We start from the raw sequence: 15,256 nt of genomic DNA on the forward strand, positions 1-15,256 counted from the left end.
CATCGTAGGGCGGATCGCGGCCAAGCCGCCATCGGGGAAACGACGGTCCGGCTGGGCGACGACCTTACGCCTCGGCGTCGGCGCAGATGACGCTGGAGTGCGCCTCGGCGACGACGATGTCGGCTCCCTCACTGTCGAGCAGGTCCACGCGCAGACCGCGCACGGTGAACCCGTGGCCCTCACCCGCCTCGTCGGGGATCACCTCGTTGATCCACACCTCGGCGACACCGGGGATCACGATGTTGGTGTTGGGCGGCGGGTCCAGGGGCAGCTCCACACCGGCGACCGTGACGTTGACGAACTGCGAGCCCTCCATGGCCTCCTCGAACGTGCCCTCGTCGGGGCACGTCGACGTCGAGATCGTCCGGATCGCGTCAGCGGTGACCAACGGCTCCTCGTCGAGGGGGTCCCCCGAGAGGATCTCCAGGTCGGTGACCGCCGCCTCGCCTTGCGCGAAGCCGAGGTCGAGGTCGCCTCTGGCGAACACCTCGATCACCTCGGCCTCCACCAGCGGCTGCAGCGGCAGCCCCCCCAGCACCTCGTCGGTCTCCTCGGCCTGACGCGGCTCGGGCAACGCGATCGCCACGCTCGGCTCCTCGTCGAGCACCTCCACCCCCAGCAGGTTCACGTCCAACCCGAACGCGCTGGCGGTCAACGAGTCCGCGGGGGACGTCGGCGTCGCGCCCTCCTGCCACGTCTTGGTCGCCGTGTCGGACACCCGTGCGTCGGCGTCGGGATCGCCGGTGAACTGGATGCCGTCGGTCTCCGCGTCGGTGTCGACGACCTCACACGTCTCTCCGGGGCGCACCGGGCACGCCACGATCACGTCGCTGGCAGGGTCGCCGGGGCCCGTGTAGGTGAAAGACGACTCGCCGTCGTCCCCGGTGCGCTGCTCCTCTTGCGCAACCGGGCCGCTGAACACACCCGCACCGGTGTCGCGGTACACCTCGAAGCGCACGTTGGCGTCGGCCAGCAGCGCCTCCTCGTCGTCGCGCACCGTCGCGGTCACCGTGTGCTCGGTGCCCACCGCGTTCGTCGCGGTCGCCGGGGTGAGATCCAACGTCTGCGCCCGGTCCTCCGCCGGGATCAACGAGCCCTCCCGCAGCGCGGCCAGCAACCGCACCAGGAACGACGCCATCTGGTCACGCCGCGTCGACGTGGCCGGGTCGTAGGTGCTCGCCGTGCGCCCGATCGTCAGGTTCAGCGCCTGCGCCCCGTTGATGTTGCGGGCATGCACGTTGCTCGCCGGCACATCGGTGAACGGCCCGCTGTCCCGCTGCAGGTTCTCCAGCGGCACGTCCTCGATGAACGACGCCGCCCGCAAGATGAACGAGGCGATCTGATCACGCCGCAGCGGCAACGACGGGCTGTAGGTCGTGGAGGTCGTGCCCGCGGTGATCCCGGTCGCGGCGAGGATGTTGATGTTGTCCTCGTGGACGTTGCCCGAGATGTCGGTGAAGCCCTGGTCGCTGGCCGGGGGCAGATCCACATCCGCCGCCCGCAACGTGCGCACCATGAACGACGCGAACTGGTCACGCTGCACCTGCGTGCTCGGCCGGAAGCTCCGATCCGCGAAACCCAGCGCGATGTCGTTGTTGTACGCGCAGTCCACGTTCAACCGGTGCACCTCAGGGATCTGCAACCGGTCGGTGAACGGCGCCGGAGGGTTGACCTCGTCAGGACACGCATCGTTGGGGTCGTCCACCGGCTCCTGCGCCAACCCCACCAACGGCAGCAACGACACCGCCATCAGCGCCACGGCCACCGCCGCCACAATCCGCCACGGGTACGAACCCATCGTGCTCGTCTGCTGCGTCATCATCGGGCCTCCAACCTGAAAGGTGCTCTATCGCTTGCCGGCACCGAGACCGGTGCCGGCTCGTCACGAGCGGTCCCGACGCCGCGTGTCAGTACCTCATGGCGGTCGCTGCGCGACCACCTCACCCGGCACAGCGGAGAATCGCCTCCGCTGGCGCTCCGGCGATTCACGTGTCAGTTGCAGATGACGCTGGAGTGCGCCTCGGCGACGACGATGTCGGCTCCCTCACTGTCGAGCAGGTCCACGCGCAGACCGCGCACGGTGAACCCGTGGCCCTCACCCGCCTCGTCGGGGATCACCTCGTTGATCCACACCTCGGCGACACCGGGGATCACGATGTTGGTGTTGGGCGGCGGGTCCAGGGGCAGCTCCACACCGGCGACCGTGACGTTGACGAACTGCGAGCCCTCCATGGCCTCCTCGAACGTGCCCTCGTCGGGGCACGTCGACGTCGAGATCGTCCGGATCGCGTCAGCGGTGACCAACGGCTCCTCGTCGAGGGGGTCCCCCGAGAGGATCTCCAGGTCGGTGACCGCCGCCTCGCCTTGCGCGAAGCCGAGGTCGAGGTCGCCTCTGGCGAACACCTCGATCACCTCGGCCTCCACCAGCGGCTGCAGCGGCAGCCCCCCCAGCACCTCGTCGGTCTCCTCGGCCTGACGCGGCTCGGGCAGCGCGATCGCCACGCTCGGCTCCTCGTCGAGCAGGTGCAGCCCCAGCAGGGTCACGTCCAACCCGAACGCGCTCGCGGTCAACGACTCCGCCCCGACCGGATCCAGCCACGTTTTGGTGGCCACGATGTTGGGCTCGGCGCCCACCACCGGGACACCGACGAACTGGATGCCCGCGGTGCCCGCGTCGGTGTCGGTGACCTGGCAGGTGCCCTCGTCGGGCGCGCAGATCACGATGCGGTCCACCGCCTCGGCGTCGTGGCTGTAGGTGAAGGTGGCCACCCCATCCCCGTCGGTGGTGACCGTTGCCGACTCCACCGGACCCGAGAACGTCGCGTCGGCGGTCTCCGCCCGGTACACCTCGAAGCGGATCGCGGCGCCCTCCACCAACTCGTCCTCGAAGCGGGCGGTGGCCGTCAGCGTGTGGTCCGCACCCAGCGGGTTGACCGCATTCAGCTCACCATCACCGAGCTCGATCTCGTCCACCGGCGGCACGTCCTGCCACGTCTTGGTGGCCACGATGCTGGGCTCGGCGCCCACCACCGGGACACCGACGAACTGGGTCCCCGCGGTGACGGGATCGGTGTCGGTCACCTGGCAGGTGCCCTCCTCGGGCGCGCAGACCACGATGCGGTCCACCGCTTCGGCGTCGTGGCTGTAGGTGAACGTGGCCACCCCATCCCCGTCGGTGGTGACCGTCGCCGACTCCACCGGACCCGAGAACGTCGCGTCGGCGGTCTCCGCCCGGTACACCTCGAAGCGGATCGCGGCGCCGGCGACCGTCTCGCCATCGACATCACGGGCGGTGGCCGTCAGCGTGTGGTCCGCACCCAGCGGGTTGACCGCGTTCAGCTGACCATCACCGAGCTCGATCTCGTCGACCGGGGGCGGCTCGACCCACGTCTTGGTCGCCGTGTCGGACACCCGTGCGTCGGCGTCGGGATCCCCGGTGAACTGGATGTCCTCGGTCTCCGCGTCGGTGTCGACGACCTCGCAGGTCTCCTCGGGGCGCACCGGACACGCCACGATCACGTCCTCGACGGGCTCACCCGGGCCGGTGTAGGAAAAGCCCGACTGCCCCTGGCTGTCGGTGCGCTGCTCGCCCTGCTCCACCGGCCCGCTGAACACGCCCTCACCGGTGTCGCGGTAGACCTCGAAGCGCACGTTGGCGTCGGCCAGCAGCGCTGCCTCGTCGTCGCGGACCGTCGCGGTCACCGTGTGCTGGGTCCCCACCGGGTTGGTCGCCGTCGCCGGGGTGAGGTCAAGCGTCTCCGCCCGGTCCTCCGCCGGGATCAGCGGGCCCTCCCGCAGCGCGGCCAGCAACCGCACCAGGAACGACGCCATCTGGTCGCGCCGCGTGGCCGTGCCCGGCTCGTAGGTCCCCGCCGTGCGCCCGATCGTCAGGTTCAGCGCCCGTGCCCCGTTGATGTTGCGGGCATGCACGTTGCTCGCCGGCACATCGGTGAACGGCCCGCTGTCCCGCTGCAGGTTCTCCAGCGGCACGTCCTCGATGAACGACGCCGCCCGCAAGATGAACGAGGCGATCTGATCACGCCGCAGCGGCAACGACGGGCTGTAGGTCGTGGAGGTCGTGCCCGCGGTGATCCCGGTCGCGGCGAGGATGTTGATGTTGTCCTCGTGGACGTTGCCCGAGATGTCGGTGAAGCCCTGGTCGCTGGCCGGGGGCAGATCCACATCCGCCGCCCGCAACGTGCGCACCATGAACGACGCGAACTGGTCACGCTGCACCTGCGTGCTCGGCCGGAAGCTCCGATCCGCGAAACCCAGCGCGATGTCGTTGTTGTACGCGCAGTCCACGTTCAACCGGTGCGCCTCGGGGACCTGCAGCCGGTCGGTGAACGGCGCCGGAGGGTTGACCTCGTCAGGACACGCATCCTGCGGGTTCTCCACCGGCTCAGGCTGCGCCAACCCCACCATCGGCAGCAACGACACCGCCATAAGCGCCGCGGCCACCGCCGCCACGCCCCGCCACCGGTACCAACCCGCCACACTCGTCTGCTGTGTCATCCTCGGTCCTCCAACTCGCTCACCAGGGCTGCCCGCACATGACCGCGAGACGGGCCGGGAGAAACTCCTGCTCGACGCTCCTAACGCCCGAGCCGCCGATGCGTGACGCCCGATGCCCCCCGAAAGGGGGATTCATGATCCCCTATAGGTGGGATGTCATGGTTCGTCGCTGGCGAGCCCCCAATCACCCTGGTCCTGGCCGGCGGCCCCGTCGATCGAGTACCGGTCGCCGAGCGCCGGCGGCGGCGCCGGGCGGCGCCACGCCACGACCCCGGCGCCGGCGATGGCCACCGCTCCGAGGCCGGCGACCCACGGCGCGGTGGTCAGGCGTCCGGGTGCATCCAGCGCGCGGACGACGCCGACGGCGACCACGACGACCGTCACCGTTCCGACCAGGCACAGCAGCGCACCGAGCACGCGCCGCCCGCGCCCACGCGCCACAATCAACCCCAGCCCACCGAGGACGGCGAGCACCCCCGCCGCGATCCCCCTTGCGGCCAGCGCGATACCCGCCGTGCCCTCGGGCTCGGCCAGGGGCACGCCCCCGACCTCGCGGACCTGTTCGGTCACCACCCAGTTGCCGCTCGTCGCGCCGACCAGGAGCAGCCCGCCGATCACCGCCAGACCGACGGCCAGCGGGGGGAACGTCGTTCCATTCACCGTCACCGCCCGCGGACGGTCGGCCCGGCCATCAGCCGCTCGGCGGCCCGGACAGCGGCGAGCAGCGCCATCGCCTTGTCCTGCGTCTCCGCGTACTCCTGTTCCGGGACGCTGTCGGCGACCACGCCGGCACCGGCCTGCACGTGGGCCCGCCCGCCGGTGAGCACGAGCGTGCGTATCGCGATGCACAGGTCGACGTTGCCGGCGAGGTCGAGGTAGCCGATCCCCCCACCGTAGAGACCCCGCCGCGTGCCCTCCAGCTCGTCGATGATCTCCATCGCGCGGACCTTCGGCGCCCCGGTCAGGGTGCCTGCCGGGAACGTCGCCCGCAGCACGTCCACGGGGCCGACGCCGCGGCGCACCGTGCCGGTCACCCGCGAGGAGATGTGCATGACGTGGCTGTACCGCACGACCTCCATGAAGTCCGCGACGCGCACTGAGGCGGTCTCGCAGACCCGACCGAGGTCGTTGCGGGCGAGGTCGACGAGCATGACGTGCTCGGCCCGCTCCTTCTCGTCGGCGAGCAGGGACCGGCCCAGCTGGATGTCCTCCTCATCGGTCGCCCCTCGCGGCCGCGAACCCGCGATCGGCCAGATCGAGGCGGTGCAGCCCTGCACCCGCACCAGCGCCTCCGGTGAGGAGCCCACGACCTGCAGGTCCCCGTAGTCGAACAGGTACAGGTACGGCGACGGGTTGATGACGCGCAGCACGCGGTAGACGGCGAACGCGTCCACGTCGGTCTCCAGCGAGAACCGCTGGGACGGCACCACCTGGAAGATGTCACCGGCCCGGATGTGCTCCTTCGCGGACTCGACGGCGCCCAGGTACTGCTCCTTGCTCATGTTCGCGGCGGCGTCCGCGACCGAGGTCGCCTCGGGCGGCGCGGCGGGCGGCGCATGGACCTGACCCCCGAGCATCGCGATCAGGCGTTCGGAGTCCACCACCGCCTGGTCGTACTGCCGCCCCGGGTCGTCGCCGACCAGGATGTTGGACACCACGAGCAGGCGCTGGCGCAGATGGTCGAACGCCACCAGCTGTCCGGGGAACATCAGGCGCACGTCGTCCATGCCGAGGTCGTCGACCGTGCCGTCGGGCAGCGCCTCGATGTAGCGCACCACGTCGTAGCCGAGGTAGCCGACCGCACCGGCGAACAGCGGCGGGAGCCCGGCCAGCTCCGGCGCCCGCAGCGTCCCCATCAGCGCCTCCAACGTCGCCAGGGGGTCGCCCGTCTCGGCCGCCTCCCGAGCGGTCGGCGGGGCTGTCCCCTCCAGGCGCACCATGCCCCCGCGGGCGGACATGGTGAGGAATGGCCGCAGACCGATGAACGAGTAGCGCCCCCAGCGCTCGCCGTGCTCGACGGACTCGAGCAGGAAGGTCGGCCCTTCGACGCCGCGGAGCCGGTCGTACACCGCCACCGGTGTCTGCAGGTCGGCGAGCACCTCGCGCCACACCGGCACGACCGCATGGGTGCGGGCGAGGTCGACGACCTCGTCACGCCCCGGCCGATAGGGCGCGGCCGTCACGGGGCGGTGACCGGCTGGTGGAAGCAGCTGCGGGCGCCGGTGTGGCAGGCCCCCGGTCCCTGCTGGTCCACCGCGACCAGCACCACGTCGGCATCGCAGTCGGCGGTCACCGCCACGACCCGCTGGGTGTTCCCGCTGGTCTCGCCCTTGTGCCAGCGCTCACCGCGGCTGCGCGACCAGAAGACGGTCTCGCCGCCGCGCAGGGTCTCGGTGAGCGTGTCCTCGGTCATCCACGCGACCATGAGGACCTCGCCGGTGTCGTGTTGCTGGACGACCGCGGGGATGAGCCCTCGATCGTCGTAGCGCAGACGGGCAGGTTCGCAGACCATGGGTCGCAAGCGTAGCCGTCCCGCAGTCGTGGCGGTCCCGGCCCGGCCTACCGTCCGCCGCGGCTCGGATGGGTGACCCCGGGGCCGGACGCGTCGGAAGCGCTGGCGGCAGTGGCGCCGTGGGACGCAAGGACCTCGCCGCGGACGGGGGCCAGCCCCGCCCCGCGGAAGCCCAGGACCGCCGCCGCGTGCTCCGACAGGTCGATCACGCGCCCGTCGATGTACGGACCCCGGTCGTTGATGCGGACCGTCACCTGCGCCCCGTTGTGCAGGTTCGTCACGCGCACGTTCGTGTTGCAGGGCAGGCTGGGGTGGGCGGCGGTGCGGGCCCCCGGGTCGAAGGGCTCCCCGCATGCCGTGGTCCGTCCGGCGAACGCCCCGCCGTACCAGCTGGCCTGCCCTTCGAACGCCCCGACCACCACAGGGGACGGCGGTGGCGGCGGTGGCGGCTCGGGACGCGGGGCGCCCTGCAGCGCCGCCGCCACCTGCTGGACCACGAGGTCCTCGACCGCCTCGGATCCCCCGACGGTGACGGCGCCGGAGAGGCGGTCGCGGTGGTCGCGCAGCCACTGGTCCGTGCCCGGGTTCAGGGCTTCCCCGGGAACCAGGAGGACCAGGCCCTCGACCACCGCGGCGAGGGGCGCCGCGACCAGCGCGTCGGGGAACGCCTCCCCCGAGGCCATGACCAGGGGGCCCGCCCCGTCGGGCATGCGGTCCAGCGCCCGTTCGGCGAAGGCCGCCGAGGTGAGGTACCGGGACCGGCCCGCGACGCGCTCGACGGGGTAGCCCACGTCGCGCAGACGGCGCTCCACGGCGGGTGACAGAGATCCGGTACCGCCCGCGATCAGCACGCGCGTGGCGCCGAGGTCGCGAAGGCCGCGTTCGACGTCCGGTGACAGGCGATCGAACCGGGTCAGAAGGACCGGGATGCGATCCGGGCCACCGGCCAGCGCTCCCGCCGCCAGGGCGTCGGGCCAGGAGCGGTCCGCCACCGGATGCCGGCCGGGCGCCACCACGACCTCCCCGGTCATCGACGCACCGGCCGCGACCGCGGCCCGCCGGGCGGTCGCGTAGCGGTGCTCGCCTGCGAGCCGGGTGACGTCCTGCCCCGCGTCCGCCAGCTGCGCGGCGACGGCGGAGGACACGGCGTGCTCTCCTCCGACGACCCAGACCTTCGTGACCCCGAGCCGCCCGAGCTCGGCTGCCACGGCTGCCGGCAGCCGGTCGCGCGCGGTGAGCAGGATCGGTCCCTCGACGCGGGCGGCCAGGGCCGTCGAGGCGACCGCGTCGGCAAACGTGTCGGCGGTGGCCAGCACGGCCTGGTCGGCCGTCTCCCAGTACGTCTGAGAGACGGCCACCGCGGTCGCGATCCGATCATGCCCCTGGGTGCGCTGCACGGTCTGCGCAGCGGCGGAGACGATCAGCATGCCCGTGAGGGCCACACCAGCCGCGAGCACGGCAGCGTGACGAAGCACGAGGGACCCTTCCGAGTGGGTGATGGCCGAGGAGCGGTGACTGGGCCAGGGTTCACTCTGCCCAGACGCTCGGCCGGCGAACCATCCGGCGCCCGTCTGCCGGCGCGGATCAGCGCCGGACGGGAAGCCCGGCGGCGGCCATCGCGTCCTTGACCTCGTGGATGCGCACCTCGCCGAAGTGGAAGATCGACGCGGCGAGGACCGCCGAGGCATGTCCGTCGCGCACGCCGGCCACCATGTCGGCCGCGCTGCCCACCCCGCCCGAGGCGACGATGGGCACGTTCACGACAGCGGTCACGACCCGGAGCTGCTCGAGGTCGAACCCTGCTCTGGTCCCGTCGCGATCGATCGAGTTCAGCACGAGCTCCCCCGCTCCCCGCTGCTCGCACTCGACGGCCCACTCCACCAGGTCCCGCCCCGTCGGCGTGCGCCCACCATGGATGAAGACCTCCCACCCGGTCGCCGGCGGCGGCCGGCGCCGGGCATCGATGGACGCGACGACGCACTGGCTGCCGAACGCGTCGGCGGCTTCGCTCAACACCTCCGGGCGCTGCGGGGCGGCCGTGTTGAACGACACCTTGTCCGCTCCTGCCCGCAGGAGCCGGCGGGCGTCGTCGACGGTGCGGACCCCACCGCCCACCGTCAAGGGGATGAACACCTGCTCAGCCGTCGCAGCGACGACGTCGTAGATGGTCTCCCGCCGGTCCGACGAGGCGGTGATGTCGTAGAACACGAGCTCGTCGGCCCCTTCGGCGTCGTAGGCCCGAGCGAGCTCGACCGGGTCGCCGGCGTCCCGGAGCTCCACGAACTGGATGCCCTTCACCACCCGGCCGCCGTGCACGTCGAGGCATGGGACCACCCGCGCGGCCAAGGTCATCCCCGTTGCCCCCGCACGGCGGCCAGGGCGTCTTCGAGCGTGAACCGGTCGGCGTAGAGGGCTTTGCCGACGATCACCGCGTCGACACGCTCGTGCGCGTCGGCCAGGACCTGGAGGTCGTCGAGGCTCGACACCCCGCCGCTGGCGGTCACCCGCGCCGAGGTCGCCTCGGCCACCTCGGCCAGGCGGGCCACGTTCGGGCCCGTGAGCATCCCGTCACGGGCGATGTCGGTGAACACGAACCGCGAGACGCCCATGACCGTGAAGGTGTGCAGCGCGTCGAAGAGGTTGCCCGACTCGGTGGTCCACCCCCGTGCCTTCAGCGTCGTGCCGTCTGCGTCCAGGCCCACCGCGACCCGGTCACCGTGCTCGGCGACGGCGGCCGCCACGAACGAGGGCTCCTCCAGCGCCATGGTCCCGATGATCACGCGGCTGGCGCCGTAGCGGATCGAGTCGTCCAGGTCCGCCATGGAGCGGATCCCACCGGAGGCCTGCACGGGGACCCCGGTCGCCTCCACGATCCGGGCGATCAGGTGGCGGTTGCGCGGGTCGCCGTGGAAGGCGGCGTCGAGGTCGACGACGTGCAACCACTCCGCGCCGGCCTGGACCCAGCGCATCGCCGCGGCGACGGGGTCGGCGTCGTAGACGGTGGTGGAGTCCTCGCGGCCTTGGACCAACCGCACCGCCCGACCGTCCTGGATGTCCACGGCCGGGTACAGGGTGAAGCTCACGAACGGATCCTTTCGGGGCGTGCAGCGCGGGTCATGCGGTGCGGTCCCGGCGCTCGATGCCGCCGACCCAGTTGGTCAGGAGTGCGGCGCCCACCATGCTGGACTTCTCGGGGTGGAACTGGGTCGCCACCACGCTGTCCACCCGCACGATCGCCGCGAGGGCCACCCCATAGGTGGTGGTGGCGACCACATGCTCGTCGACCGCCTCGGAGTAGTAGGAGTGCACGAAGTAGGCGTGGGCCCCAGCCAAGCCCTCCATCAGGGGGTCGACCCGTGCGGGCTCGAGTGTGTTCCAGCCCATGTGCGGCACGATCACGTCATCCGGCAGCCGGCGCACCGTCCCGGGCAACAGCCCCAGGCCGGCGACGTCGGGGTCCTCGTCGCTGCCCTCGTAGAGGATCTGCATGCCGACGCACACGCCGAGCAGTGGGCGGCTGTCCGCGACCCAGTCCCGGGCCAGGGTCTCCAGGCCCTCCTGCCGGAAGCGGCGGACACACTGGCCGAAGCGGCCCACGCCGGGCACCACAAGGGCGTCGGCTGCGAGAGCCGCCTCGGCCGAGTCCGTCACGAACGCGTCCCCGCCGGCACGGACCAGCGCCTTCTCCATCGAGTGCAGGTTGCCCGCGCGGTAGTCGAGCACCGCGATCCGCGGACGCCTCACAGCACACCCTTGGTCGAGGGCACCGCCCCGCCCTCGCCGTGGGGTCTGGCGACCGCTCGGCGCAGCGCGACGGCGACCCCCTTGAAGACCGCCTCCTGGATGTGATGGCTGCCCTCACCGGCGAGCTTCGCGACGTGGAGGGTGATCGCCGCGTTGGCGACGAGCGCCTCGAAGAAGTGCTTGGTCAGCGTGGTCTCGTAGGTCCCGACCAGCTCGACGGGGGTGTCGGCGTCATAGACCAGGTAGGGGCGGCCGGAGAGGTCCACGGCGACGCGCACGAGTGCCTCGTCGATCGGCACGGTCGCGTCGCCGAAGCGCTCGACGCCGGCCTTGTCGTCCAGGGCGTGCGCGAGCGCCTGCCCGAGGGCGATGCCGGTGTCCTCCACGGTGTGGTGGGCGTCGACCTCGAGGTCCCCGTCCGTGCGCACCACCAGGTCGAAGCGGGCATGGCGGCCGAGCTGGTCGAGCATGTGGTCGAAGAAGGGCACGCCGGTGGCCGCCTGGACCTGCCCCGTCCCGTCCAGCTCCAGGCGGACGTGCACCGTCGTCTCCTTGGTCTCGCGCGTGACCTCGCCGGTCCTAGACATCGAGGGACTCCTTCGTCGCCGTGAGGAACGCGTCGTTCTCCTCGGGTGTCCCGACGGTCACCCGCAGGCAGCCCGCGAGCCGCGGATGGCGCGAGAAGTCGCGGACGAGCACCCCGCGGGCCAGGAGCCGGTCGAACAGGTCGTCGACCTCCGTGCGCAGCAGCAGGAAGTTCGCGTCCGACGCGAAGACGTGCACGCCGAGGTCGGTGAGGGCGCGGCGCATCCGGTCGCGCTCGGCCACGATCGTCGGGATGTGCGCGGTGACCTCGGCCGCCAGGTCGACGGCCACCAGACCGGCCTCCTGGGTCATCACGTCCAGGTGGTAGGGCAGGCGGACCTTGCGCAGGTCGTCGACCACCCAGTCCGGGCCGAGGAGGTAGCCGAGGCGCACCCCGGCCATGCGCCACGCCTTGGAGAACGTGCGGACCACCACGACGCGCTCGCAGTCGCCGATCAACGAGGTCGCCGACGCCGTCGATGCGGCATCGGCGAACTCCATGTACGCCTCGTCCACGACCACCAGCGCCCTGCCCGCCTGGTGCACCGCCCGCACCACCGCAGGTGGCACGGACAGGCCGGTGGGGTTGTTGGGGCTGGCCAGGACCACGAGGTCGGGGTCGAACCGGGTCACCGCCTCCGTGGCGATCGCCGCGGTCAGCCGGAAGTCCTCGTCGAGGTCGCCCTCGACGTGGCCCGTGGCGGTCGTCCGCGCGATCTCCGGATACATCGAGTACGTCGGCCGGAAGGTGAGCATGCGCCGCCCCGGACCCCCGTACGCCTGGAACAGCTGGGCCAGCACCTCGTTGGAGCCGTTGGCGGCCCAGACCTGCTCGGGCGGCAGCCCGAAGCGCCCGGCGAGGGCGAGGCGCAGGGCCCAGGCCCGGCGGTCGGGGTAGCGGTGCATCTCCAGGGCCGCCACCCGCTTCGCCAGGTGCTCGGTGAAGGAGGCCGGCGGCGGCCAGGGGGTCTCGTTGACGTTGAGGCGGACCGGGACGTCGAGCTGCGGCGCGCCGTAGGGCTCGACGGCCACGAGGTCGTCGCGGACCGGCAGGCGGGCCATCACCGGCCCTCGAGCCGGATGCGCACCGCCCTGGCGTGGGCGGGCAGGTCCTCGGCCGCGCCGAGGGCGTCGACCACCGGGGCGAACGCCGCGAGGGTCTCGGCGTCGTAGGACACCCAGTTGATCGGCACGAGGAAGTCGTCGGTGCGAAGGCCTCCCGCGAAACGCGCCGTCCCACCGGTCGGCAGGGTGTGGTTCGGGCCGGCGGCGTAGTCGCCGAGCGACACCGGTGTGTGCGCCCCGACGAAGATGGCGCCGGCCGCACGGACACGGTCGGCGACCGAGTGTGCGTCGAGCGTCTGGACCTCCAGGTGCTCGGCGGCGAACGCGTCGGCGACGGCGACGGCGTGCTCGAGGTTGTCGACGAGCACGGCAGCGCCCTGCCCGATCAGGGCGGTGCGGATGCGCTCGGCGTGCCGGGTGGCGGCCACCTCGACGGCAAGGGCGTCGATGACCCGCTCCACCAGGCCCGGGTCGGGGGTGATGAGGATCGCCACGGCCAGAGGGTCGTGCTCGGCTTGGGCGACCAGGTCCGCGGCGACATGGCGGGGATCGGCGCTGTGGTCGGCGATGATCGCCACCTCGGTCGTGCCCGCGAGCAGGTCGATCCCGCAGGCCCCGGCGGCGGCGACCTGCTGCTTGGCCTCGGCCACGTAGGCGTTGCCCGGCCCGACGACCTTGTCGCACCGCGGCACGCTGGCCGTCCCGTACGCCATCGCCGCGACCGCCTGCGCCCCGCCGAGCGCGAAGACGCGGTCGGCGCCGCCGGCGATCTCGGCCGCCGCCAGGATGGCGGCGGGGATGCGTCCGTCCGCGTCGGGCGGGGACGCCAGCACGACCTCGTCAACACCCGCCACGCGCGCCGGCACGATCGTCATGACCGCGGTGGACACCAGGGGTGCCAGGCCCCCCGGCACGTAGGCCCCCACCCGGCGGAGCGGGCTGTGGCGCACACCCATCACCGCCCCGTCCCGGCGATCGGACCAGTCCGCCGGCCGGGCACGCTCGTGGAACCAGCGCACCTGGTCGGTGGCGCGCTCCAGGGCCGACCGCAGTGCCGGGTCGAGGGCGTCGACCGCCGACTTGCACGCGTCGCGGCTGACCTCCGCCACGGGTCCGGAGTAGCCGTCGAGCTCGCCGGTGAGACGCCGCAGGGCGGCGTCGCCCTCCTCGTGGACCGCTGCGAGGATGTCGGCGACGGTCGCCCGCACCTTCGCGGGCGCTCCGCCGGCGGCGCGCCACCGCTCCGCCGGGTACGGGCGGCCCCCGCGCAGGTCATGAACGCTGATCATGGGGCCGACTCTACCGACGCCCCGCTCACCGGGCGAAGCCGGCGGAGACATTACCCCGCCGCGCACATAGGGTAGGTCGCGATGGAGCTGCCCCTGTTTCCGCTGCATCTCGTCCTGTTCCCAGGGCGGCCTCTGCCCCTCCACATCTTCGAGCAGCGCTACCGCACCATGCTCGACGACTGCATGAAGGACGACCGGCGCTTCGGCGTGGTCGCGATCAAGGCGGGACAGGCCGAGGGGGGCTGCGCGGAGATCTTCGAGGTCGGCACCATCGCCCAGATCGAGTCGGTGACGCCCTTGCCCGACGGACGCTCCGACGTCATCACCCGTGGCACGCGGCGCTTCCGCGTCGACGGGCTCGTGCCCGGCACGCCCTACATGAAGGGCGCGGTCGAGCTGCTCGACGAGCAGTGCAGCGATCCCGACGACCACGTGCACGCCGCCCAGCTGCGGGAGCTGCTCGTCCCCTACCTCGCCGGTCTGGGCGCCCCCGAGGAGCTGCTGGCGCGTCTGCCATCCGAGCCCAACGAGCTCGCCTACCTGGCAGCGGCGGCGCTGCAGACCGAGGTGCCGGAGCAGCAGCGCCTCCTGGAGCTGGACTCGACCAGCACCCTCCTGGCGGCGACGCTGCAGACGCTGCGCCGGGAGGTCTGCCTGATGCGCCACTTCGGGACGGTCGGCTCGTTGCGGCCCCCGGACCCGAACGGCGCCCAGCTGAACTAGCATGCGGGCCATGCTCGCCACCATCCCCTCCCCGTCCTCCAACGCCTTGGAGCTCGGGCCGCTGACCGTGCACTACTACGGGTTGGCAATCGCCCTCGGGATGGTCCTCGCCGTGACGGTGGTACGCCGGCGCTACCGCGCAGCCGGCGGCGACCCCGACCTGGCGGACCGCACCGCGGTGTGGGCCATCCTGGCCGGCCTGGTCGGCGCCCGGATGGGCTACGTCTCGACCAACCTCGACCGCTTCTTCCCGGATCGGCCGGCGGCCGTGCTGTTCGTCTGGGAGGGCGGCCTGGCGTTCTTCGGCGGGCTCACCCTCGGTGCTCTGGCGGCCCTGTGGTACCTGCGCCGCAACGGGGCCCTGTCGCCGACCTTCATCGATGCGGCAGCCCCCGCGATCCCCCTGGCCCACGCCGTCGGACGGTGGGGCAACTACTTCAACCAGGAGCTGTACGGCACGCGCACCGACCTGCCGTGGGGACTGGAGATCGACCGCGAGCCCGGCCCGGTACATCCCACGTTCCTCTACGAGTCCCTCGCCAACCTCCTGCTGATGGGCATCCTGGTGCTGCTCGGCCGTTCCGGGCGACTGGCCCGCGGCTCACTCATCTTCGTCTACCTCATCGGCTACGGCACCGTGCGGTTCCTGCTGGAGCTGATCCGCACCGACACCGAGTTCCGGCTGCTCGGCATCAGCCGCAACGGCTACGTCGCCATGCTGGTGGTCACCCTCGGAGTGGCCGGTCTGGTGTGGTGGAACCGGCGCCGGCCGGTCGCGGAGCACGACCCCCAGTCCGAGGCGGCCGCGGTCGACGAGTGAGCG

14 protein-coding genes are annotated in these 15,256 nt (G+C 72.2%); 2 read left to right on the top strand and 12 right to left on the bottom strand.

What is annotated here, in order from left to right; genetic code table 11:
- Positions 1-64: 64 nt before the first annotated feature.
- The 12 genes from WD250_04585 to hisD all read right to left on the bottom strand — a co-directional run bounded on the left by WD250_04585 (position 65) and on the right by hisD (position 13,710).
- On the bottom strand, positions 65-1,798 hold the full coding sequence (locus tag WD250_04585; GenBank protein MEX2619476.1) for a choice-of-anchor P family protein: 1,734 nt from the start codon (positions 1,796-1,798) through the stop codon (positions 65-67).
- A gap of 194 nt (positions 1,799-1,992) precedes the next feature.
- Entirely contained in the window at positions 1,993-4,515 is a 2,523-nt protein-coding gene (locus WD250_04590; GenBank protein ID MEX2619477.1) for an Ig-like domain-containing protein, read from the bottom strand.
- 156 nt (positions 4,516-4,671) lie between these two features.
- Entirely contained in the window at positions 4,672-5,181 is a 510-nt protein-coding gene (locus WD250_04595) for a Trp biosynthesis-associated membrane protein (GenBank protein ID MEX2619478.1), read from the bottom strand.
- Positions 5,178-6,698: an anthranilate synthase component I gene (trpE, locus tag WD250_04600; GenBank protein ID MEX2619479.1), complete on the bottom strand. Its 1,521-nt coding sequence runs from the start codon at positions 6,696-6,698 to the stop codon at positions 5,178-5,180. Before trpE ends, WD250_04595 begins: the two co-directional genes overlap by 4 nt.
- Positions 6,695-7,027 carry a phosphoribosyl-AMP cyclohydrolase gene (gene hisI / locus WD250_04605; GenBank protein MEX2619480.1) on the bottom strand — a complete coding sequence of 111 codons (333 nt, stop codon included), beginning with the start codon at positions 7,025-7,027 and terminating at the stop codon, positions 6,695-6,697. Before hisI ends, trpE begins: the two co-directional genes overlap by 4 nt.
- 47 nt (positions 7,028-7,074) lie before the next feature.
- Entirely contained in the window at positions 7,075-8,502 is a 1,428-nt protein-coding gene (locus WD250_04610; protein MEX2619481.1) for a septal ring lytic transglycosylase RlpA family protein, read from the bottom strand.
- 109 nt (positions 8,503-8,611) lie between these two features.
- Complete coding sequence (gene hisF / locus WD250_04615) at positions 8,612-9,373, bottom strand: imidazole glycerol phosphate synthase subunit HisF (protein MEX2619482.1); 762 nt, start codon at positions 9,371-9,373, stop codon at positions 8,612-8,614.
- A gap of 2 nt (positions 9,374-9,375) precedes the next feature.
- Positions 9,376-10,110, bottom strand: a complete 735-nt coding sequence (gene hisA, locus WD250_04620) for a 1-(5-phosphoribosyl)-5-[(5-phosphoribosylamino)methylideneamino]imidazole-4-carboxamide isomerase (protein ID MEX2619483.1) — start codon at positions 10,108-10,110, stop codon at positions 9,376-9,378.
- Positions 10,111-10,141: 31 nt separating this feature from the next.
- Complete coding sequence (gene hisH / locus WD250_04625) at positions 10,142-10,771, bottom strand: imidazole glycerol phosphate synthase subunit HisH (GenBank protein MEX2619484.1); 630 nt, start codon at positions 10,769-10,771, stop codon at positions 10,142-10,144.
- On the bottom strand, positions 10,768-11,358 hold the full coding sequence (gene hisB, locus WD250_04630) for an imidazoleglycerol-phosphate dehydratase HisB (protein ID MEX2619485.1): 591 nt from the start codon (positions 11,356-11,358) through the stop codon (positions 10,768-10,770). The genes hisH and hisB overlap by 4 nt, the downstream gene beginning before the upstream one ends.
- Entirely contained in the window at positions 11,351-12,418 is a 1,068-nt protein-coding gene (gene hisC, locus WD250_04635; GenBank protein ID MEX2619486.1) for a histidinol-phosphate transaminase, read from the bottom strand. The genes hisB and hisC overlap by 8 nt, the downstream gene beginning before the upstream one ends.
- The gene (hisD, locus tag WD250_04640; protein ID MEX2619487.1) at positions 12,418-13,710 is read right to left on the bottom strand and encodes a histidinol dehydrogenase; all 1,293 of its coding nucleotides are present in this window, start codon (positions 13,708-13,710) and stop codon (positions 12,418-12,420) included. Before hisD ends, hisC begins: the two co-directional genes overlap by 1 nt.
- 81 nt (positions 13,711-13,791) lie before the next feature.
- Here hisD and WD250_04645 point away from each other — a divergent pair, with 81 nt between their 5' ends.
- Together WD250_04645 and lgt are read left to right on the top strand one after the other, a co-directional pair.
- Positions 13,792-14,433 carry an LON peptidase substrate-binding domain-containing protein gene (locus WD250_04645; GenBank protein MEX2619488.1) on the top strand — a complete coding sequence of 214 codons (642 nt, stop codon included), beginning with the start codon at positions 13,792-13,794 and terminating at the stop codon, positions 14,431-14,433.
- A gap of 10 nt (positions 14,434-14,443) precedes the next feature.
- Complete coding sequence (gene lgt, locus WD250_04650) at positions 14,444-15,253, top strand: prolipoprotein diacylglyceryl transferase (GenBank protein ID MEX2619489.1); 810 nt, start codon at positions 14,444-14,446, stop codon at positions 15,251-15,253.
- Positions 15,254-15,256 lie beyond the last annotated feature (3 nt).

Source organism: Egibacteraceae bacterium (assembly GCA_040905805.1).
Classification (GTDB): Bacteria; Actinomycetota; Nitriliruptoria; order Euzebyales; family Egibacteraceae; genus DATLGH01.

Excerpts from the sequence above, each read along its gene's own strand:
- WD250_04645 (MEX2619488.1), top strand. The coding sequence starts at position 13,792 with ATGGAGCTGCCCCTGTTTCCGCTGCATCTCGTCCTGTTCCCAGGGCGG.
- hisC (MEX2619486.1), bottom strand. The coding sequence starts at position 12,418 with ATGGCCCGCCTGCCGGTCCGCGACGACCTCGTGGCCGTCGAGCCCTAC.
- WD250_04590 (MEX2619477.1), bottom strand. The coding sequence starts at position 4,515 with ATGACACAGCAGACGAGTGTGGCGGGTTGGTACCGGTGGCGGGGCGTG.
- hisB (MEX2619485.1), bottom strand. The coding sequence starts at position 11,358 with ATGTCTAGGACCGGCGAGGTCACGCGCGAGACCAAGGAGACGACGGTG.
- lgt (MEX2619489.1), top strand. The coding sequence starts at position 14,444 with ATGCTCGCCACCATCCCCTCCCCGTCCTCCAACGCCTTGGAGCTCGGG.
- hisI (MEX2619480.1), bottom strand. The coding sequence starts at position 7,027 with ATGGTCTGCGAACCTGCCCGTCTGCGCTACGACGATCGAGGGCTCATC.
- hisD (MEX2619487.1), bottom strand. The coding sequence starts at position 13,710 with ATGATCAGCGTTCATGACCTGCGCGGGGGCCGCCCGTACCCGGCGGAG.
- WD250_04585 (MEX2619476.1), bottom strand. The coding sequence starts at position 1,798 with ATGGGTTCGTACCCGTGGCGGATTGTGGCGGCGGTGGCCGTGGCGCTG.